This is a genomic window from Hyphomonas sp. NPDC076881, from assembly GCF_050269995.1.
Taxonomy (GTDB): domain Bacteria; phylum Pseudomonadota; class Alphaproteobacteria; order Caulobacterales; family Hyphomonadaceae; genus Hyphomonas.
On record NZ_JBNNJJ010000008.1, the window covers coordinates 175,963 to 194,920 of the forward strand.

The window sequence follows — 18,958 nt, forward strand, 5'->3', positions numbered from 1 at the left end:
CTCAATCATGCAATTTTGCATGTGTTACGCAGAATTCACGAACCTTGACGCATAGAAACCCGGCGCAGGGGCTCTGTCTCGGCCGTCAGGAACTCCCGGAAGGCAGCTACGCGCTTGGACCGGCGCAGGTCGCTGGGGTAAATGAAGTAAAGATCGAAAACCGGCCCAGTTACTTCAGGAAGGACCCGCACCAGACGGGGCAGCGTAGCGGCCATATAGTCAGGCACATCGGCAATCCCAAGCCCGGCATCAACCGCCCGAAGCATCGCGAACACATTGTTCACCTTCAGGGTCGCGTTGCGCGGGGGTGCGTCATCACGCCCTACCCGGCAGGCAAAGGCCATCTCGAACAGCGGCGTGGACTCGTCGCCATAGGCGATGATCCGGTGGTTATCGAGATCCTGAGGCTCCTTGGGCACGCCATGGGTCTTCAGATATTCGGGTGAGGCATAGAGGTTTGTGCCCAGCGTGCCGAGCTTGCGCTGGATCAGGTCTGCCTTGTCCGCCGGCCAGAGGCGCACGGCGCATTCGGCCTCCAGCTTGAGCAAATCATACTCAAACTGGTCATCCAGGCGCAGATCGAGCCGCAGATCCGGGTGGCGGCGAACGAAATTGCCCAGCCGCGGCACCATCCAGATGGACCCAAAGGCCACCGGGGCGGCCACGATCAGCTCCCCCTGCGGGGTTTCCTGCTGGTCGCGCAGGGCCGTGTTGGCTGATTGGGCGGCCGAGGCCATCTCCATCGTCGAGCGGTAGAGGGTGTGGCCGCTATCGGTCAGCACCAGGCCGCGGGCATGCCGCTGGAACAGAGAAACGCCAAGCTGTTCCTCCAGCGCCGCGATCTGGCGGGAGACGGCCGATTGGGAAATGCCAAGGCGCTCCCCCGCGAGGGTGAGGCTGCCGGATTCGGCGGCGGCGTGAAACGATCTGAGCTTACCCCAATCCATGGAAAGGGTTTGTGACGGGAGTTTGAACCTGCGGCAAGAGGAATGACGCGCCGGGTCGCTTTTTGGAACGCATTATCCTTGGCGCGGCGTCACCATTTGCAAGCCGCCCGCCCCTGCCTAAACAGGAATAAAGACAGCCAGACAGGGAAGGAAGCCATCCATGCAGATCACCAAAGAGACCGCCGCCGTCGTCACCGGGGGCGCCTCTGGCCTCGGCCAGGCCACCGCCCGCGCGCTCGCCAAGGCCGGCGCCAAGGTTGCCATCTTCGACATCAACGCCGAAGCGGGCGAAGCCACCGCCAAGGAAATCGGCGGCATCTTCTGCAATGTGAACATCATGGACGAAGCCTCGGTCGTCGCCGGCTTCGAGAAGGCCCGCGCCGCCCATGGCCAGGAGCGGATCACGGTGCACTGCGCCATGGCTTCCAAAGGCGGCAAGACGCTTTCCTGGGACAAGGAAAACGCCCGCTACAAACGCCTCTCCACCGAGGACTATGAGTTCGGCGCCAAGGGCGTGCTGGTGGCCTCCTACCGTATTGCCTCGCTCTCGGCCGAGGGCATGGCAAACCTTCCCGAGCTGGAAGATGGCGAGCGCGGCGTGATCACGCTGACCGCCTCTGTGGCCGCCCAGGATGGCCAGATCGGACAGGTCGTCTACGGATCATGCAAGGCGGGCGTCAATGGCCTCGTCCTGCCGATGGCGCGCGACCTGATGGATATCGGCATTCGCGTCAATTCGATCATGCCGGGTATCTTCGCCACCCCGCTGATGCTGCGCGCATCCGACAAGGTGCTCAATTCGCTCGCCTCGTCGGTCCCCTTCCCCAAACGCCTCGGCAAACCGGAAGAATATGGTTCGCTGGTTCTGGAACTGGTGCGCAACACCTATTTCAACGCCCAGTGCCTCCGTCTCGACGGCGGCATCCGCATGGCGCCCCGCTGACCGGATACTCCGCCCACCCCCGTTTTTGACGGAGGTGGGCTGGATACTCCGGTATACCTTGCTCAGCCAGCGAAGCCGCGCTGGGCCATGGCGTCATACCAGCGGCCGAGATTGGGAAGCTCCTTGTGCGGCGCCCATTTCATCACGCGGCAGAAGCCGCAGGTGATGAAGAGGGTGATGTCGGCAATCGAGAAGCGATCAGCGGCAACGAATTCGTTATTCGCCAGATGTTCGTTGAGGCGTTCGGCCATCTTGCGGGCGGCCTTCTCGCTTTTGGCGGCGGCTTCCGCGCTCTGGGGCACTTCGAGCGGGGCCATCATCGGATGGGCGTTGCGGAACCAGCCGGCGAACTGGATAAAGAACATCAGCTCGATGCGGCGATCCCACATCTCGATCAGGGCTTTTTCCTTGGGGTCTGCGCCCATCAGGTTCGGCTCTGGAAAGATGCCCTCGAAATAGGTGCAGATGGCGCGGCTCTCGGTGAGCTTGGTGCCGTCATCGAGAACGAGCGCGGGCACCTGCGAGAAAGGCGAGACCTCACGGTATTCGGGCTTTTTATGGTCCTGCTGCATGATCGAGACTTCCTGCAGGTCCACCGCGTCGAGCTTGCCCTTGGCGCGCAGGAAATAGACGACGCGGTCCGGATTGGGCGCCATCGGGCTGTGATAGAGTTTCATCGGGGGTTCCTCCTAGAATTTTTTGGTGATGCCGAAGGCCGCATTGACGGGCTCTCCGGGGAAATAACGCTCATTGCCGAAGCCGACATCGGCGCGGTCGGCATATTTTTTATCCGTCAGGTTACGGACGATGATGTAGCCCTCAAGACCGTCCGTGAACACATAGCCGGCGCGGGCACCGAGGACCGTGTGACCGGGATAGGTGACGGTGTTGGCCGGGTCCATAAAGTAGTCTCCGACATGATCGAGAGTGAGGGACAGTTTCAGGGCGGAGCTTGCCTTCCAGTCGAGCCGCGCATTGCCGAGCCATTCGGGGGCAGTGTCGATCAGGTTTCCGTCCACGATGCGTTCCTGGGCAGCGACCACCGGGCGGTTGAAGGTGTAGGTCTGCTCGCTCCAGGCAAGGTTACCGGTGGCGGAGAGGGTGTCCGTAAACCGGAAGGTGGCTTCGGCGTCGATACCGAAATGACGGGTGGCGCCATCGGTGACATTGAGACCATCGGAATCGCGGAAGAAGAAGTTTTCCTTCTCCATCCACCAGGCGGCAACATCGAAGGTGAGGTGGCCGTAGAGCAGCGCGCCGCGCGCGCCGATTTCGAGGCTGTCGAGCGTTTCGGTGTCGATCTCTCCGGGGAGCTGGAGGCTTTGCAGGCGATAAAGATCCGACACCTGCGGGGCACGGGCGCCGCGGGCATAGTTGGCATAGAGCGCCCCCCAGGACTGGTCCCAGACGAGGCCGAGCTTGGGCGTGAGGAAGGTGAAATCATCCGTGCGGTCCGGCGTGACATTGAAGCGGCCATTGATGCCGGTGGGCGCGCGGGTGGTGTAGTCGTAGCCATGGGTTTCGCCGCGCAGGCCGGCAAGGAGGCGGAGATTATCCGTAAGCTGCCAATCAGCTTCGCCCCAGAGAGCGAAGACGGCGGTATCGACCGTGTAGTCGTAATGGAGGCCCTGCGGGAAATTCGGGCTGGGGTTTGGATCGGGCTGGATTTCGCGCAGGTAGCCGGTGGCGAAGTCTGTGTCTGCGCCGAGGCGCCACTGGATGGGGCCGGTGGGGGTAAATTCGTAGCGGGCGAGGACGCCGCCGCCGGTATGGCCGTTCTTCTCTACGCCGCCATAGGGCAGGAAATGCTGGGAGAAGATCATCGCCTGGGTGTGGATATTTGGCAGCAGCGTCAGCGTGCCGGGGCCTACTTCGCGGGAGAGGCGCGCGCCGAGGCGGGCCGACCAGGCATCGCGAAAGGCTTCGGGGTTGGGATTGGTCTCCGAGAGATCGCGGTCCTTGTAAGCGTCCGGCCCCTGGATGAAGCTGGCCGTTTCCTGGTTGAGGCTGGAGGCAGCAAGCCAGAAGCTTGCGTCCCATCCGGCAAGGTCCGCGCTGGAGACGAGGGAGAGCTTCTGCTGCTGGCTGCCGGTGTCGTCGCGCCAGCCATCGTCTTCCATCAGGGAGAGGCTGAGGCGTGTGCTGGCAGAGAGATTGACCGAAGCATCGCCCCGCAGGCGGCCGAGGGTGGAGTAGCTGAAGCGCGCGCTCTGGGGGCTGCCGGCATCGGGCAGGATGAAGTTCAGGAGGCCGTGGACCGCGTTGGAGCCATATTTGGCGCTGGCCGGGCCGCGCACGATCTCGATCGCATCGGCCACTTCATGATGGGGCTCGATCAGCGCGTTGACGTTGCCGAAGGCCGGCGAGCGGATGGGCACGCCATTCTCAAGGATGAGGAAGCTGCCCTGCCCCGCCCCGCCGGTGAGGACGGGCGAGCGGATGGAGATCAGATGCTCCTGGCCGGAGTTCATCTGGATATTGACGGCGGGGGCCTGGTTCAGAATTTCGGCCGGGCGGTCTGCGGCGGTATCCGCGATCACGGTGGCATCGAGCAAAGTGCGCGCGCCAGGAGCCTGCTGCGAACGGTCCGCATAGACCTCCACCGGTTCGAGGCGCTGGGGCAGCTCTGCCAGGGCGGCGGGCACTATCAGCAGCGCGGTAAGGGCGGCAAGTCCGGTCCGATGATGCAAGCGGGGCCTCCTGTCAGCCGGGCCGCAGGAAGGGGCGGCCCGCGCACCATTTAGAGGCTTGGCGCGCCGATGGCGACCCCGGCGCGGTTCAGAAGCGCGATGCCGTGGCGTCAGCGGGGCCTAGCTGAAGGCGCGCCACAGATTGTAGGCGCTGACGAGGCAGATGGCGGCCCCGACGATGAGGGTGAGCGCCTTGCGGGGCACGCGGCTGGCTGTCCAGGCCGCGATGGGCGCTGCGGCGAGGCCGCCGATCAGCAGGGCGAGCGCCGCCTTGCCGAAGTTCGGACCGAGCGCGACGAGGAAAGCGGCGCTGGCCGAGACGGTGACGATGAACTCGGCGATGTTGACCGTGCCGACCATCTTTCGCGCTTCCCCGCCCCGCGCGATGAGGTTTGAGGTGACAACCGGTCCCCAGCCGCCCCCGCCGATGGCATCTGCGATGCCGCCGCAGAAGCCGAGGAGGCCGACCTTGCGTATCTGCGGCGGGGCGCTTGGCGGGCGCAGCGCCTTCCAGATGACGATGAGGCCCATCAGCAGCAGATAGGCGGCGATGAAAGGCCGGATGAAGCTGGTATCGGCATGGCTGAGGAAGGTGGCCCCGATGACGGCGCCGATGGAACCGAAGAGGGCAAGCCGCCAGAAGATGCTCCAGTCCACATTGCGGGCGATGGCGTGGGAGGTGCCTGAGGCAGCGGTGGTGAATATCTCTGCCGTGTGGACATTGGCACTGGCGATGGCGGGCGGAATGCCGAGGGCGAGCATGGCGGAAGTGGAGACCACGCCATAGGCCATGCCGAGGGCGCCATCGATCATCTGAGCGAGGAACCCCACCAGCACCAGCCAGAGAAACAGCTCATCAATTGCAAACGGCATCGGCGGCCCCGAGGAATACCCAACCTAGCCTACCTAATGACTAGAGTTTCGGATGCAGGGCCATGGGCATTTGCTCAAGGCAAATGTCAGGAAAGCTGTATCCGGAGGCGCCGGGCCTGCTGCGCGCAGCCCCTGACGGCCATCAGCCAGCGGCGAACAGGCCGTATGGCAAAGCGGCCACCACAGCGCCGGAGAGGCAGGTGGCCAGCGTGCCCGCCAGCAGTGTGCGCCAGGCGAGGGCCAGGAAATCTTCCCGGCGTTCCGGCTCAACGATGGAGAGGCCGCCGATCAGGATGCCCATCGAGCCGAAATTGGCAAAGCCGCAAATGGCGTGGGCGGTGATCATGCGCGTGCGCGGGTCCATCGCCTCAACCGGCACTTCGGCGAGTTGGAGGAAGGCGACGAATTCGGTGAGGACGGTTTTCACGCCCATCAGCGAGCCCGACTGGGAGGCTTCGCTCCACGGCACACCGATCATGTACATCAGGGGCGCGAAGATCCAGCCGAGGATACGCTCGATGGAGAGCGGGCTGCCGTTCACATCCGGGAAGAGGCCGAGGCCGGCATTGACCAGCCAGAGTAGCGCAAGCGCGGCGATCAGCATGGTCGCGATGTTGAAGACGATCTTCAGGCCATCGGTGGCGCCGGTGGAGAAGGCATCCATGGTGGAGGCGTATTTGAAATCGGGGTCTTTCATCCGCTCCGACACCGGGGTGGTTTCCGGGATCATGGCGAGAGCAACGCCGACGGCGGCAGGGGCAGCGATAATCGAAGCAGCCAGAAGCTGGGGCAGCGGATTGGCCATCTTCCCTTCCAGAAACGCGCCATAGACGACAAGGACCGAGCCGGCGATGGTGGCAAAACCGGCGGTCATCATGATGAGCAGCTCAGACCGGGTCATGCCTTTGATGTAAGGGCGGATTAGGACGGGAGCTTCGGTCATGCCCATGAAGACGTTGGCCGAGACGGCAAGCGAGGTGGCCCCGCCCAGGCCCATGCCGCGCCGGAAGACGAAGGCAAAGCCATTGGTGATCCAGCGCAGGATATGCCAGTGCCAGAGGATGGCCGAGAGGGCGGCCACGACAATAATGATGGGCAGGATCTGGAAGAAGAAAAGCGGCGGCGGAGCGCCTCCGATCAGCTCGCTCGCCGCAACGTTATCGCCGACATAGCCGAACACGAAACTGGTGCCCGCGCGGGTGGCGTTCTGCAGGCCATCGACGAGGGCATTGGCCTTGAGCAGGATTTCCTTGATGAAGGGAATACCGAAGAGGACGAGGGCGAAGGCAAACTGCATCGCCGTGGCGCCGAGCACGATCTTCCAGGGGAAGAGCTTGCGCTTTTCGGAGAGCAGCCAGCACAGACCGTAAATCAGAACAATCCCGATCAGCGCGCGGGCATTGTCCCAGCCCCATTCAAATCCTGCCGGCATGTTGCGATAGCCCTCCCGCAAATCAGACCCAAGCGCTCAGACTTAACGGGCGCGGAAAGGCTTGGAAAGCGCCAATGGCAATTGCGCGGCCTGCAGGGGCGTCGCTGCCGGGTTTGACGCCGCCTCTGGAGGGGCGTAGCTTTCGCCTTTGATATCAAGCCATTGGCCGCCAGAGGGCGGCCAGATATGCAAGCCGGGGCCACCAAGCATGAAGACGGAGATCAAGGCGCTGGCCGCAGCATTGGTGATGGCGGTGGCCCTGCCCGCCTTTGCTGCGCCCGAAGCGAGGCCCGAGACCAAGGAGGAAGCCGCCGTCAAACCGGTGCCCGAGCCGGTGATGTTTACCAGCACGCATACGGGCACGTTTGGCGGGCAGAAGATGACCTATCGCGTGGAGGCGGGCGAGACGCATATTCCCGGCAAGGACGGCGAGCCGGCAGCCAGCCTCTTCACCATTTCCTATATCCGCGAGAATGCGGGCGGGCCGCGGCCTGTTTCCTTCGTGTTCAATGGCGGGCCGGGCTCAGCTTCGGTATGGCTGCACCTTGGCCTGCTGGGCCCCAAGCGCGTGAAGGTGGCGAGCGACGCTGACAGCGATGATGGCGCGGCGCCCTATACGATGGTGGACAATCCGCTCTCCCTGCTGGACGTGACCGACCTTGTGTTCATTGATCCGGTCGGCACCGGCTATAGCCGCGCCGTGGGCAAGGGAGAGAACAAGGACTATTGGAGCGAGGAAGGCGATGGCAGCTCGATTGCCGAATTCATCCGCATATGGATCACCCAGCATCAGCGCTGGAACGCGCCGAAATACCTGATCGGGGAAAGCTTTGGCACGACGCGGGCAGCCTACCTTGCCCACCGGATGGCGACGGGCGAGGTGGACATTGCGCTCAATGGGCTCGTGCTGATCTCGCAGGCGCTGGACTATGAGGGCTCAACCTCCGCCCATGACAATGTCTATTCCTACATTACCTATCTGCCGAGCATGGCGGCGGCGGCGCAGTATCACGGCAAGGCGGGACAAGGCGTTCCGCAGGCGGAGTTTTTGGAGGATGCGCGCGCCTTTGCGCGCGATGAATACGGCCCGGCGCTGTGGAAGGGCGCGCGGCTGTCTGCGGAAGAACGCGCGCGTATCCGCGACCGGCTGGTGTATTTCACCGGGCTTTCGGCAGAGTATGTGGAGCGGTCTGACCTGCGCATCCTGATGCCGCGCTTCCAGAAGGAATTGCTGCGCGACAAGGGCCTTGCCATCGGGCGGCTGGACGGGCGCTATGCCGGGGACGAGGCCGATGATGTGGCCGAGGCGCCGGAAGCGGATGCCTCAAGCTATTTCATCGAGTCGGCGTATACGTCGCTGCTCAACGACTATCTCTACCGCGATCTCGGTGTACGGATGGACCGGCCTTATGTCGTTTCCAGCGAAGCGGCTGGTAATGCCTGGAACTTCCGGAATGCACCGGAAGGCGAATACTGGGAACCGAGCTATGTGAATGCGGGCCACCAGCTGGCCACGGCGATGCGCCGGAATACGGCGCTGCGGGCCTGGGTGGCGAACGGCTATTTCGACATGATCACGCCCTTCTTCGACGCGGAAATCACCTTTGGCCGCTATGGCATTCCGCAGGAGCGGGTGGCGATGACCTATTATCAGGCAGGACACATGATGTATCTGCACGAACCGGCGCTGGAGGCGCTGGCAGCGGATTTGCGGGCGTTTTATGCCGGGCGGCTGGAGGACCAGCAGCCGGATTAGGATTGAGCATGTGACGGCCGTCCAACGAACTGGGCGCTTAAGCGGACGACCGCCTTTGGCCCGAAGGCGACATAGACCTCAAACGCAGTTGGGGGTAAATTCCTCAAATGTTTGACCTCAACCAACTGCCGAGGGACGTCGAAAAATGGGTGAGCGTGGTCGTAGATTTTCCACGGCTTCCCGATGACTCCGCTAGCTCTTGTCCACTTAGCGAGGGGGACATTTTTGACTATGTTCGTGACGAGTCGGCCGATCAGGAAAACGCCGACATCAAGCGCTTTCGGTTCGTAAGAACCGCTTTAATACGAGCAGAACGCTTTTGGATTTGGGAGTATCTGGAACTCGACGATGAAGTCACCTACGTTTGGGTGCAACTAAGGGCTGGTGGCGGAACGCTTCTCAGCCTCAACAGCACATTAGGCCTTAATCGAGAACAGTTCTTGCTGGCCGCATACCACGACAAAATCAACTGGTCGTAGGTCGCCTTTCGGCGATTGGTTGCCATACAAAAAGCCCCCGGCCGCATGACCGGGGGTTTTCTTGTTGCAGTCCTGAAAGAAGCCTAGCCGAGCTTGCAGACGCAGATCTTGTTGCCGTCCGGATCGCGGAAATAGGCGCCGTAGAAGGTGGGCATGCGGTTGCCGGGCTCGCCTTCGCAGGCGGCGCCAAGCTCGCGGGCCTTGGCGTAGACGCGGTCGACAGTTTCCTTGTCGGCCACGGCGATGGCGGGCATCACACCGTTTCCGGCGGTGGCGGCGCCTTCATAGGGGGTGCCGATGGCGAACATCGGCTGGCCGGGGGCGACGCCGTAGAATTGCAGGCGGTCGTTGGCGAAGAAGCGCTTGGCGCCCATTTCGCCCAGCACGGCGTCATAAAAGGCGAAGGCCTTTTCCTTGTCATTGGTTCCGAGGGTCAGGTAAGCGAGCATGGTGTCCTCCCTATTCGCGCCGCGTCAGCAATCATGCCGCAGCCCCTGCGGCAAGGGGTGACGCAGCGGAGATGCTTGACGTTGACGTGAACGTCTGATGTGACACCGGCCATATGAATCCACCGTTTGAGGGAGATACCCATGTCCGACATCCGTTTTGACGGCCGCGTAGCCATCGTGACCGGCGCTGGCGGCGGCCTTGGCCGCGAACACGCGCTTGAACTCGCCCGCCGCGGCGCAAAGGTCGTGGTTAACGATCTCGGCGGCTCTCGCGATGGCTCGGGCGGCAGCTCGGATGCGGCGCAGGCCGTGGTCAAGGAAATCGAAGCTCTCGGCGGCGAAGCCATCGCCAACGGCTCGTCGGTGTCCGACGTTGACGGCGTGAAACGCATGATCGACGACACGATGGCCAAATGGGGCCGGATCGACATCATCATCGCGAACGCCGGCATCCTGCGCGACCGCTCCTTCTCCAAGATGAGCGTTGAGGACATCGACCTCGTTCTGGCCGTTCACCTGCGCGGCACCTTCCTGCCCGTGCACGCTGCCTGGGACATCATGAAGGCGCAGAATTACGGCCGGATCGTCGTCACCACCTCCTCCACCGGCCTTTATGGCAACTTCGGCCAAGCCAACTACGGCGCCGCCAAGCTGGGCGTGGTCGGCATGATGAACACGCTGAAGATCGAAGGCGCGAAAAACGACATCAAGATCAACGCCGTCTGCCCGATCGCCGCGACACGGATGACCGAGGACATCATGTCCGAGCAGATGCTGGCTGCGCTGAAGCCGGAATTCGTGACGCCGGGCGTCATCAACCTCGTCAAGGAAGATGCCCCCACCGGCATGATCCTGTCGGCGGGCGCGGGCGCTTTCTCGATGGCGCGTATCGTGGAAACCGCCGGCGTGTTCGTGGGCCAGGGCGACGCGCTGACCGCCGAAGCCGTTGCCGCCAAATGGGACCAGATCACGGACGTGAACACCACCCGACCGGCCTTCAAGGCTGGCGGTGAGCATGGCCAGAACATCTTCTCCGCTGTGGCCGCTGCCGCCGCGAAATAAGCCTGCAAGGCTTGCCAAACAGAATGATTGAGGCGCAGGCTGGCCTCCGGAAACGGAGATTCAGCCATGCGCCTCTTTCTTTTTGCCGCCGCCTTTGTCCTGCTGGCCGCCTGCGCGGCGCCGGGAACGACAGACACTCCTGACATGAGCGCTCCGGAGCCTGCCCCCGTGAGCCGGCCGTTGGCCGAGGCGGGCGGCATGTGTGGCGGGATTGCCGGCATCCAGTGCGCGGGCGGCCTTAGCTGCTTCTATGAAGATGGCGCCTGCCGGACGGTTGCCGACGCAGCCGGCATCTGCCTGCCCCGCCCACAGATGTGTACGTATGAATATGCCCCGGTCTGCGGCTGCGACGGGCAGACCTACGGCAACAAATGCGCGGCGCAGGCTGCCGGTGTCAGCGTCGATACGCCCGGCGAATGCGCGCCGGCCGAAGAAGGCTGAGGCCGGGCCTCAGCCGCCTTTGAAGTCATCGTCTGCGCCGGCCGTCTCGCGCGGGCGGGATGCATTATCCGTGCCCGGACTTCTCTCTTGCGGCAGGCTGAGACGGCGACCGGGCGGGCCGCCTGGCCGATCATCATCGTCATCATCCCGCCGCCAGTCGCCCGGTGGGCGGCGGTTTACCCAGTTGAAGAAGTAGATGACGGCCAGCAGAAGCGCCGCGAGAACGAGGAGTTTCAGCATGGCCGCCCTTTCACGCTATTCTTCGGTCTTGCGGAGATACATCGAGTTCTTCGGCCTTGAGAAGACGCGCTCAACCATTGGCACGAAGAAGTCCAACGGCTCGCTCTGATAGTCTGGATCGAAGGCAGACTGGTCATAAAGGTGGCAGAACTGGGCGCAGTATTCAAAGTGCGGATGATCGCGGAACTGGTCGCGCATGTTCCGGTCGAGCCCCAGATGGTGGAAGAAATAATAGCCCTGGAACATGCCGTGATTGGCGACCATCCAGTGATTGGCTTCCGACACGAAGGGCTTGAGGATCGCGGCGGCAACATCGGGATGGTTGAAGCTGCCCAGCGTATCGCCGATGTCGTGCAGCAGGGCGCAGACGACATATTCCTCATCCCGGCCATCGCGGTGGGCGCGGGTGGCGGTCTGCAGGGAATGGGTCAGCCGGTCGACCGGGAAGCCGCCAAAATCGCCATCCAGCAGTTTCAGATGGTCGATGACGCGCTTGGCCAGCCCCTTGTTGAAGTGGCGCGAATGCTCCGCGATGATGTCCCAATCATCTTTCGAGCCTTCCAGCATCTCGCGGAATTTTGCGCGGGTTTCTACTTCCTGTCCGTCGGCCATGATGTTTCCTCCTTTTCCCGGCAGGCAGCCTAACCCGGAAAGCGCCTGCTGCAAAGCAAGGCGCCCCCGGACGCAGGGTCAGGGGGCGCCCGAGATTTTTCCGCAGCCTAATCCCAGAGATAGCCGAGATAGAGCCGTTGGCGCGTGCTAGCTGCCGGGCTTGCCGCCCCCGGCAGATCTTCGGCATTGGCGGCCTGATCGGCCAGCCAGTTGCGCAGCATGTGCCAGGGCTCACCCGCGCGGATACCCGCCAGCTTCAGAGCCGGGAGGATCTCGTGGAGAACCGCATCAGGTACTTCGGCATTGTCCTGGCCGAGCGCTTCAGCAAGACGCCAACCGCCCGCATCCCGCCAGAGCGCGACGGCCACCGGACCACCTGCCCCCTGCCAGATCCAGAGCGCCATACGGCCGGAGGCAAGGACGGGCGCGTAATCCCTGAGGCAGTTACGCATTTCAAGCGCCACTGCCTGGAGATGCTCCGTCCGCCGGACCGGTGAGAACGGCGCCGGAAGGGCCGGCGGCGCGTTCACTTCACCGAACGCCGGGGGCTGGATGGCCGAGAGCGCCATTTCGAACAGGGCGCGGGCATCCTTCGCCCGGCCGAACTGGCGGGCGATGTCTGCGCCTGCCACCTCACCGCGGATATGCAGAGCCATGTTCCAGGCTGCGACGAGGCAGCGCGCCGCTTCCATATCCGCTCCAAGGGCCGCAACGATGGACGGGCGGCGGAGCAGCGGCGGGAGGGTGGCAACCACTGAAAGAACCGCAGGCTGAATATCCGCCATATGACGGATAAGCTGGCGCGCGGCCTCATCGCGGAACAGGCCGAAGAATTGGGCATAAGCCGCCTCCGTCCAGAGCGCCTCGCCCATGCGGCCAAGCGCTTTCATCACGCCGCCGGGCGGATGATCGCCGAAAAGCTCGGCCGCCAGTTCACCATCCCGCGCGCGGCCCGCGAGCCATTGAACGCGCTGCGCCGTGTAGCCATCCCGCAAGGCGAGGATGGCGGCGGCATGACGGCGCGCAGACGGCAGCATGAGGAAATCCTCATGCGGCGCGGGCCAGATGCGCGCGATTGTCTCCGCATGCGGACCGGCAAGGAAAGCCACAAGCGGCGTGACCGGCAACGCCCGGCTATCGGCCAGGAGCACCGGCAGGGTCATAGGCGTGCCCATGATCACCTCCTTCTGAAATTGCCACCGGGCGCACCTTTGGCGCGCAGGGCAAGGGTCAGTTCAATTATGTGAGGGTCAGCCAGCCACCGGCAAATGCGCGAGGGCCGCAGACGGCGCTCCCCGGCGAGGCAAGGAGCAGGTATGAAATTCAATACGCTGCTTCATGGGTATTTCCATTTCTGAGGCGGCGCAATCAAATCCTTTGACGGATCATTTCATGCGCCGGGATATGCGTCATGCCAATGGCGCGACGATCTGTCAATGGGATTTCTTGAAAAAATAAATTCCGTCTAGAGATTATTTTTCCGTAGAAACAGCAGAAGGCTGAAGCGCTGGCGCGCCTCAGCCTTTTACGCAGACGATCTGTTTGAGCGTGTGGACCACTTCCACCAGATCAGACTGCGCCGCCATAACGGCGTCGATGTCCTTGTAGGCCATCGGCGTTTCGTCGATCACGCCGGCATCCTTGCGGCATTCCACGCCGGCGGTTGCGGCAAGGTGGTCCTCAAGGGTGAAGCGGCGCTTGGCTTCGGCGCGGCTCATCGTGCGCCCTGCCCCATGCGAGCAGGAGCAGAATGCCTCCGCATTGCCTTTGCCGCGCACGATGAAGGATTTCGCCCCCATCGAGCCCGGAATAATGCCCAGCTCATCCTTGCGGGCGCGCACGGCGCCCTTGCGGGCAACCCAGACATCGGCGCCGAAATGGTGTTCCCGCTCCACATAATTGTGGTGGCAGTTCACCGCCGATTTTTCCAGCGTGAAAGCCGGAAGCACCTCCCGCACGGCCATCAGTATACGGTCCATCATCACTTCGCGGTTGAGGCGCGCATAGTCCTGCGCCCAACCGACGGCTTCGATATAGTCGTCGAACAGGGGCTCTCCTTCCATGAAGAAGGCGAGATCCTTGTCCGGCACATGATAGCCGAGCACCCGTTTCTCCAGGGCTTCGCGAGCCTCCTGGATGAAGTAGGTGCCGAGAATGTTGCCCGTTCCGCGCGAGCCCGAATGCAGCATCACCCACATGCGGGCCTCTTCATCGAGGCAAAGCTCGATGAAATGGTTGCCGCCGCCGAGCGTTCCGAGCTGCTTGGCAAACATCGTGCGCTGGATGCGCCGGTGTTTGGCCAGCACCTTATCGAGCCGCTCGGGCAGCCCCGAATTGCGCAGGGCCGTCGCCGCGCGCGCCGGAGCATCCTTGTGATTGCCGCCAGGACCATTGCCCACAGGGATCTTGCGTTCGATCTGACTACGGACGGCCGCAAGGCTATCGGGCAGGTCATTCGCAGTGAGGCTGGTGCGGATCGCCATCATGCCGCAGCCGATGTCGACGCCCACCGCCGCCGGAATGATGGCGCCTTTGGTCGGGATGACGGAGCCAACGGTCGCGCCGCGCCCGAAATGCACGTCCGGCATCACGGCGAGATGCGAATGCACGAAGGGCAGACCGGCTACATTTTCCAGCTGCTCGCGCGCTTCAGGCTCCACCTCAACACCTTTCACCCAGGCCTTGATGCGGCCCGCAGCATAGGTTTCGAAGACTTCAAACTCACTCATCGTCTTTGCAGCTTCCTCCCGGAAGCGCCTCCTTTTCAAGCCCTCCGCGCGGCCCCTTCCTGGATTTTCGCGCCGTTTTTCCGAAAACCGGTTCCCACTTTTCGGAACGGCGCTTGCTGATTCCAGACAAGAAAAAACCCTCCGGGCGAAACGCGCGGAGGGCGGGCATAAGACCCTTTCGGGCCTTCGGGACTGATCGTCAGCCCCTATCCAGCAACCTCCATGCGGAAACGCGCGACGCCCCGTTCCAGGGCGGCGTCCTTCCTTGGCTGAGTTAAGGGCCGATACGTCATCGGGCACTCCGTTGCTGAATGGAGGCGCCCTATGATGGAGGCGGACGAAACCGTCAAGCAGAAAATGAAAGGCTCCGGACGGAATTGTCCGGAGCCTTTTGATCTTCTTTGGAAAAATAATATCCGGATAATCAGTTTACAGCGCGGCCTGACCGGTCAAACCGTACACGGAAATCTTCCAGCGTGATGGTGTAATCATCCGCGTCGTGGAATTCCGCATCCGTCATTTCCGGCTGCTCATGGCCGCGATACCAGGCGGCGTATTCGGGCATTTCGCGGCTGAACTTCTTGTAGTGCGTGGAGTAGCTGGAGACCTTCACGCTGGGTACATCGGTGCTGAAATCGAAGGTCATCAGGCGCAGCCAGCCATCGCCGATACCGATGGGCCAGGCAGACCGGAGGCCAGCATCCTTGGCGGTCTGGCCGCGATCCTGGAAATCGGCAAGGATCTGCCAGACCTTCTGGCCCGAAGCGTTGTCATCCACGCGCATCGACTGGCCATGCTGGTGACCGGCCAGAACAAGGAAGATCTGGTCGTTCTGGCTGATGAACTTGTCCCATACCATCTGGGGCGTGTTGTGGGCGCCGGGATCGGCAGCGTGGCTATCGACAACGGGGCTCGGCACACGCTCGCCCTTGCGGTTGAGGAAGTCGTGGGTGGTGATGATGGTGGGCAGGCCCTCATACTGATCGATCACCGACGACGCCCAGACGAGGGAGGTATCCGGCGGATCGAACTGCAGGCCGATATGCAGGAAGCGATAGCCGCCCGCCTCGAAGATCTGGGCGCTGTCGGTGCCGCCATCATGGGAAGCAACATACCAAGGCTGGTCCTTGAAGAAGGCTGAGTCCGGATTGAACACATCGCGGAAATTATCGAGCCCGCCGGCATGCAGCATGCCGAGCGAGGTGAGGTCGTTGGGATCGACTTCAGCGGGGCTGGTAACGCGCGGGGGGAATTTGGAATCGGTCCAGGTGGCGTCATAGTCGTGATTGCCGGGAACGACGGAGAATGGCGTCTTGCCGGCGATCAGCGCGAAGCCTTCCCGGGCCTTGGGCATCTCGACGGTCTTCACCTTGTCGCTGGGCGAGAGATGGGCATCGAAGATCGGATTGGGGACGGCCTTGAAGCCGCGCGCCTCATGCTCGGGATCGATCTTGACGGTTCCATGCTGCCAGACATCACCGACATGCGTGACGAAGGCGATATCCCCGCCCTGGCTTTCGAGATTGTCGGCAATCCAGCGCATCTGCTCGATGAAGAGATCGGCCGCATCAAACGGGAAGCCTTCGGCGGTCTGGTGCGTGTAGTCGGTATAGTTCTGCGTGTCGGGGATCATCGCGATGGTGAAGCGGGCATCCGCCGTGGTGGCTGCGGCGGGCGCTTCTGGGGTGAGGGCAGCGGGCTGCGCCGGCGTGGCGGCGCAGGCGGCGAACAGGCCAAGCGCGGCAAGCATTGCCGTGGCTGACAAGAGGTGGGGGCGTTTCATCGGGCTGTCTCCAGAAGGGTGGCCCTCTGCGCCTAACGCGCATGGATGACAGTTTTTACAGGGGCCGCCTCCCTTCCCCGGCCTGAAGACGGCAAAAAGCAAAACGCCCCGGAGCGAGGCTCCAGGGCGTCATGAAATCAATCTGGAAAGATCCAGCGAAAGACTAGTCTTCTGCAGCTTCCAGCTCAGCGGCGTGGCGAGCCTTGTCGGCGGCGCCTTTTGCCGATTCGTCACGGTCGACCAGTTCGAGCACAGCAATCGGGGCGTTGTCGCCCGGACGGAAGCCGGCTTTCAGAACGCGGGTGTAGCCGCCGTTACGGTCCTTGTAACGCTCACCGAAGACTTCGAAAAGCTTGCGGACAGCCGTTTCATTGCGGACTTGCGACAGCGCGGCGCGGCGGGCAGCAAGATCGCCCTTCTTTGCGAGGCTGACGAGCTTGTCCATGATCGGGGCCATTTCCTTGGCCTTCGGCAGGGTGGTGATGATCTGCTCGTGCTCGATCAGGCTGGCAGCCATATTGGCGAACATCGCCTTGCGGTGCGAGGTCGTCTTGTTGAGCTTGCGGTGGGCAATCTGGTGGCGCATGGCTACATTCCTTCCGAGGTGGTCAGGCCCCGGTCATTCCTGGGCTAGATGTGATCGTCGTATTTCTTGGCGAGACCTTCGATGTCCTCCGGCGGCCAATCCGGCACTTCCATGCCAAGATGCAGGCCCATGCCGGCGAGAACTTCCTTGATCTCGTTGAGCGACTTGCGGCCGAAGTTCGGCGTGCGGAGCATTTCCGCCTCGGACTTCTGGATCAGGTCGCCGATGTAAACGATATTGTCGTTCTTCAGGCAGTTGGCCGAGCGAACGGAGAGTTCGAGCTCATCGACTTTCTTGAGCAGGACCGGGTTGAAGCCCAGATCCGTTTCGTCTGCCGAACCGCCGGTTTCCAGCGTGGGCTCTTCGAAGTTGATGAAGAGCTGGAGCTGGTCCTGAAGGATGCGGGCGGCATAAGCGACCGAATCTTCCGGCGACAGCGAACCATCAGTTTCCACGTCGAGGGTCAGCTTGTCATAGTCGAGGACGGTGCCTTCACGGGTGTCTTCGACCTGATAGCCAACGCGGCGAACCGGCGAATAGATGGCATCAATCGGGATATAGCCGATCGGCGCGTCTTCCGGGCGGTGGCCTTCGGCAGCGACATAACCCTTGCCGGTGGCAACGGTGAATTCCATGCGCACTTCAGAACCGCCGTCCAGCGTGCAGATGACGAGATCCGGGTTGAGGATCTTCACATCGCCGGGGGTTTCGATCTGGCCAGCCTTGACTTCGCCAGGGCCCTTGGCGCGCAGAACCATGCGCTTGGGCGTGTCGGATTCCATGAAGATCGCGACCTGCTTGAGGTTCAGCACGATCGTCGTGACATCTTCACGCACGCCGGGGATGGCGGAGAATTCGTGGACAACGCCGTCGATCTGGACGCCGATGATGGCAGCGCCTTGCAGCGACGAGAGAAGCACGCGGCGCAGGGCGTTGCCGAGCGTCGTGCCGTAGCCGCGCTCCAGAGGCTCGACCACGAGCTTTGCTTTGCGCTTGGCGTCGTATCCGGCCTGGACGACAGGACGGTTCGGACGGATCAGCACTTTCCAGTTACGGTCATTCACAGTGGTCATTCAGGGTTCCTCGAAAAGGACAGCAGCGCCGGAGAGGCGCTGCCGGAGAATATTCGTCAGACGCGGCGGCGCTTGGGCGGGCGGCACCCGTTGTGCGGGATCGGCGTCGTATCATTGATGGCCGTCACGGTGAGACCAGCCGCCTGGAGGGCGCGCAGCGCGCTCTCACGGCCCGAACCCGGACCACGCACGCGCACTTCAACCGTCTGCAGGCCATGCTCTTTCGCCTTCTTGGCGGCGTCTTCAGCAGCCATCTGAGCGGCATAAGGCGTCGACTTGCGCGAGCCTTTGAAGTTCATCACGCCCGAGGACGACCAGGAGATGGTGTTGCCCTGTGCGTCGGTGATGGTGACCATCGTGTTGTTGAAGCTCGAGTTCACGTGAACAATACCAGAGGTAATGTTCTTGCGTTCCCGGCGGCGGATACGAGTAGCTTCGCGGGCCATGGGGCGTCAGTCCTATTATTTCTTCTTGCCGGCGATCGGCTTGGCCGGGCCCTTGCGGGTCCGTGCGTTCGTGTGTGTACGCTGACCGCGCACCGGGAGTTTCTTGCGGTGGCGCAGGCCCCGATAGCAGCCAAGGTCCATCAGACGCTTGATGTTCATCGAGGTTTCACGGCGGAGGTCACCCTCAACCAGATAACCGGCGTCGATGGTTTCGCGGATCTTGATGACCTCTGCGTCCGTCAGCTGGTTCACGCGGCGCGACGGCTCAACGCCAACCTTCTCACAAATCTCTTTGGAGAAGGCCGGGCCGATCCCGTGAATATAGCGCAGCGCGATTTCGACGCGCTTGTTGGTCGGAATGTTTACGCCTGCAATACGGGCCAAGGCCGTTTCTCCTCAAGCGGATGTCAAAACATG

Annotated in this window: 20 protein-coding genes; 5 read left to right on the top strand and 15 right to left on the bottom strand. The window is 62.6% G+C overall.

Going from position 1 to position 18,958, the window contains the following annotated elements; genetic code table 11:
• Positions 1 to 35: 35 nt before the first annotated feature.
• Complete coding sequence (locus tag ACQKI2_RS10765; RefSeq protein ID WP_035593060.1) at positions 36 to 947, bottom strand: LysR family transcriptional regulator; 912 nt, start codon at positions 945 to 947, stop codon at positions 36 to 38.
• 160 nt (positions 948 to 1,107) lie between these two features.
• Here ACQKI2_RS10765 and ACQKI2_RS10770 point away from each other — a divergent pair, with 160 nt between their 5' ends.
• Positions 1,108 to 1,890, top strand: coding sequence for an SDR family NAD(P)-dependent oxidoreductase (locus ACQKI2_RS10770; protein ID WP_427379701.1), 783 nt, complete (start codon positions 1,108 to 1,110; stop codon positions 1,888 to 1,890).
• A 62-nt stretch (positions 1,891 to 1,952) separates the two neighbouring features.
• On the opposite strand, the gene ACQKI2_RS10775 is transcribed toward ACQKI2_RS10770, so the two are convergent.
• The 4 genes from ACQKI2_RS10775 to ACQKI2_RS10790 form a co-directional block, all read right to left on the bottom strand.
• Complete coding sequence (locus ACQKI2_RS10775; RefSeq protein WP_114104847.1) at positions 1,953 to 2,567, bottom strand: glutathione S-transferase family protein; 615 nt, start codon at positions 2,565 to 2,567, stop codon at positions 1,953 to 1,955.
• A gap of 12 nt (positions 2,568 to 2,579) precedes the next feature.
• A complete protein-coding gene (locus tag ACQKI2_RS10780; protein ID WP_427379702.1) occupies positions 2,580 to 4,580 on the bottom strand; it encodes a TonB-dependent receptor in 2,001 nt (666 codons plus the stop codon).
• Positions 4,581 to 4,700: 120 nt separating this feature from the next.
• Positions 4,701 to 5,453 carry a sulfite exporter TauE/SafE family protein gene (locus tag ACQKI2_RS10785; RefSeq protein WP_427379703.1) on the bottom strand — a complete coding sequence of 251 codons (753 nt, stop codon included), beginning with the start codon at positions 5,451 to 5,453 and terminating at the stop codon, positions 4,701 to 4,703.
• 142 nt (positions 5,454 to 5,595) lie between these two features.
• Positions 5,596 to 6,885: a NupC/NupG family nucleoside CNT transporter gene (locus ACQKI2_RS10790; RefSeq protein ID WP_427379704.1), complete on the bottom strand. Its 1,290-nt coding sequence runs from the start codon at positions 6,883 to 6,885 to the stop codon at positions 5,596 to 5,598.
• A 208-nt stretch (positions 6,886 to 7,093) separates the two neighbouring features.
• Here ACQKI2_RS10790 and ACQKI2_RS10795 point away from each other — a divergent pair, with 208 nt between their 5' ends.
• Both ACQKI2_RS10795 and ACQKI2_RS10800 read left to right on the top strand, forming a co-directional pair.
• Positions 7,094 to 8,641 (top strand): S10 family peptidase, encoded by a 1,548-nt coding sequence (locus tag ACQKI2_RS10795; protein ID WP_427379705.1) that lies wholly within the window; start codon positions 7,094 to 7,096, stop codon positions 8,639 to 8,641.
• Positions 8,642 to 8,748: 107 nt separating this feature from the next.
• On the top strand, positions 8,749 to 9,120 hold the full coding sequence (locus ACQKI2_RS10800; protein ID WP_427379658.1) for a hypothetical protein: 372 nt from the start codon (positions 8,749 to 8,751) through the stop codon (positions 9,118 to 9,120).
• An 83-nt stretch (positions 9,121 to 9,203) separates the two neighbouring features.
• Here ACQKI2_RS10800 and ACQKI2_RS10805 read toward each other — a convergent pair whose 3' ends face one another.
• Positions 9,204 to 9,569, bottom strand: coding sequence for a VOC family protein (locus tag ACQKI2_RS10805; RefSeq protein WP_427379706.1), 366 nt, complete (start codon positions 9,567 to 9,569; stop codon positions 9,204 to 9,206).
• A 141-nt stretch (positions 9,570 to 9,710) separates the two neighbouring features.
• Between ACQKI2_RS10805 and ACQKI2_RS10810 the strand changes: the two genes are divergently transcribed.
• Both ACQKI2_RS10810 and ACQKI2_RS10815 read left to right on the top strand, forming a co-directional pair.
• Positions 9,711 to 10,631, top strand: a complete 921-nt coding sequence (locus ACQKI2_RS10810) for an SDR family NAD(P)-dependent oxidoreductase (RefSeq protein WP_427379707.1) — start codon at positions 9,711 to 9,713, stop codon at positions 10,629 to 10,631.
• A gap of 66 nt (positions 10,632 to 10,697) precedes the next feature.
• A complete protein-coding gene (locus ACQKI2_RS10815) occupies positions 10,698 to 11,072 on the top strand; it encodes a Kazal-type serine protease inhibitor family protein (RefSeq protein ID WP_114104844.1) in 375 nt (124 codons plus the stop codon).
• A gap of 9 nt (positions 11,073 to 11,081) precedes the next feature.
• Here ACQKI2_RS10815 and ACQKI2_RS10820 read toward each other — a convergent pair whose 3' ends face one another.
• From ACQKI2_RS10820 to rpsM, 9 genes are all read right to left on the bottom strand, one after another.
• Entirely contained in the window at positions 11,082 to 11,312 is a 231-nt protein-coding gene (locus tag ACQKI2_RS10820) for a hypothetical protein (protein ID WP_427379708.1), read from the bottom strand.
• Between the two features lie 15 nt (positions 11,313 to 11,327).
• The gene (locus ACQKI2_RS10825; RefSeq protein ID WP_427379709.1) at positions 11,328 to 11,924 is read right to left on the bottom strand and encodes an HD domain-containing protein; all 597 of its coding nucleotides are present in this window, start codon (positions 11,922 to 11,924) and stop codon (positions 11,328 to 11,330) included.
• A 107-nt stretch (positions 11,925 to 12,031) separates the two neighbouring features.
• The gene (locus ACQKI2_RS10830; RefSeq protein WP_427379710.1) at positions 12,032 to 13,099 is read right to left on the bottom strand and encodes a hypothetical protein; all 1,068 of its coding nucleotides are present in this window, start codon (positions 13,097 to 13,099) and stop codon (positions 12,032 to 12,034) included.
• Between the two features lie 342 nt (positions 13,100 to 13,441).
• Positions 13,442 to 14,653, bottom strand: coding sequence for an RtcB family protein (locus ACQKI2_RS10835; RefSeq protein ID WP_427379711.1), 1,212 nt, complete (start codon positions 14,651 to 14,653; stop codon positions 13,442 to 13,444).
• Between the two features lie 424 nt (positions 14,654 to 15,077).
• Positions 15,078 to 16,436: a metallophosphoesterase gene (locus tag ACQKI2_RS10840; protein WP_427379712.1), complete on the bottom strand. Its 1,359-nt coding sequence runs from the start codon at positions 16,434 to 16,436 to the stop codon at positions 15,078 to 15,080.
• A 163-nt stretch (positions 16,437 to 16,599) separates the two neighbouring features.
• Positions 16,600 to 17,022, bottom strand: coding sequence for a 50S ribosomal protein L17 (rplQ, locus tag ACQKI2_RS10845; RefSeq protein ID WP_035593036.1), 423 nt, complete (start codon positions 17,020 to 17,022; stop codon positions 16,600 to 16,602).
• A gap of 44 nt (positions 17,023 to 17,066) precedes the next feature.
• Positions 17,067 to 18,086, bottom strand: coding sequence for a DNA-directed RNA polymerase subunit alpha (locus tag ACQKI2_RS10850; RefSeq protein WP_035593568.1), 1,020 nt, complete (start codon positions 18,084 to 18,086; stop codon positions 17,067 to 17,069).
• 65 nt (positions 18,087 to 18,151) lie between these two features.
• Entirely contained in the window at positions 18,152 to 18,541 is a 390-nt protein-coding gene (rpsK, locus tag ACQKI2_RS10855; RefSeq protein WP_011647803.1) for a 30S ribosomal protein S11, read from the bottom strand.
• Between the two features lie 15 nt (positions 18,542 to 18,556).
• Positions 18,557 to 18,925 carry a 30S ribosomal protein S13 gene (gene rpsM, locus ACQKI2_RS10860; protein ID WP_290917231.1) on the bottom strand — a complete coding sequence of 123 codons (369 nt, stop codon included), beginning with the start codon at positions 18,923 to 18,925 and terminating at the stop codon, positions 18,557 to 18,559.
• Positions 18,926 to 18,958 lie beyond the last annotated feature (33 nt).

Bases quoted from the DNA above. Each gene is read 5' to 3' on its own strand.
- ACQKI2_RS10765 (WP_035593060.1), bottom strand. From the start codon at position 947: ATGGATTGGGGTAAGCTCAGATCGTTTCACGCCGCCGCCGAATCCGGC.
- ACQKI2_RS10770 (WP_427379701.1), top strand. From the start codon at position 1,108: ATGCAGATCACCAAAGAGACCGCCGCCGTCGTCACCGGGGGCGCCTCT.
- ACQKI2_RS10775 (WP_114104847.1), bottom strand. From the start codon at position 2,567: ATGAAACTCTATCACAGCCCGATGGCGCCCAATCCGGACCGCGTCGTC.
- ACQKI2_RS10785 (WP_427379703.1), bottom strand. From the start codon at position 5,453: ATGCCGTTTGCAATTGATGAGCTGTTTCTCTGGCTGGTGCTGGTGGGG.
- ACQKI2_RS10790 (WP_427379704.1), bottom strand. From the start codon at position 6,885: ATGCCGGCAGGATTTGAATGGGGCTGGGACAATGCCCGCGCGCTGATC.
- ACQKI2_RS10795 (WP_427379705.1), top strand. From the start codon at position 7,094: ATGAAGACGGAGATCAAGGCGCTGGCCGCAGCATTGGTGATGGCGGTG.
- ACQKI2_RS10800 (WP_427379658.1), top strand. From the start codon at position 8,749: ATGTTTGACCTCAACCAACTGCCGAGGGACGTCGAAAAATGGGTGAGC.
- ACQKI2_RS10805 (WP_427379706.1), bottom strand. From the start codon at position 9,569: ATGCTCGCTTACCTGACCCTCGGAACCAATGACAAGGAAAAGGCCTTC.
- ACQKI2_RS10810 (WP_427379707.1), top strand. From the start codon at position 9,711: ATGTCCGACATCCGTTTTGACGGCCGCGTAGCCATCGTGACCGGCGCT.
- ACQKI2_RS10815 (WP_114104844.1), top strand. From the start codon at position 10,698: ATGCGCCTCTTTCTTTTTGCCGCCGCCTTTGTCCTGCTGGCCGCCTGC.
- ACQKI2_RS10820 (WP_427379708.1), bottom strand. From the start codon at position 11,312: ATGCTGAAACTCCTCGTTCTCGCGGCGCTTCTGCTGGCCGTCATCTAC.
- ACQKI2_RS10825 (WP_427379709.1), bottom strand. From the start codon at position 11,924: ATGGCCGACGGACAGGAAGTAGAAACCCGCGCAAAATTCCGCGAGATG.
- ACQKI2_RS10830 (WP_427379710.1), bottom strand. From the start codon at position 13,099: ATGGGCACGCCTATGACCCTGCCGGTGCTCCTGGCCGATAGCCGGGCG.
- ACQKI2_RS10835 (WP_427379711.1), bottom strand. From the start codon at position 14,653: ATGAGTGAGTTTGAAGTCTTCGAAACCTATGCTGCGGGCCGCATCAAG.
- ACQKI2_RS10840 (WP_427379712.1), bottom strand. From the start codon at position 16,436: ATGAAACGCCCCCACCTCTTGTCAGCCACGGCAATGCTTGCCGCGCTT.
- rplQ (WP_035593036.1), bottom strand. From the start codon at position 17,022: ATGCGCCACCAGATTGCCCACCGCAAGCTCAACAAGACGACCTCGCAC.
- rpsK (WP_011647803.1), bottom strand. From the start codon at position 18,541: ATGGCCCGCGAAGCTACTCGTATCCGCCGCCGGGAACGCAAGAACATT.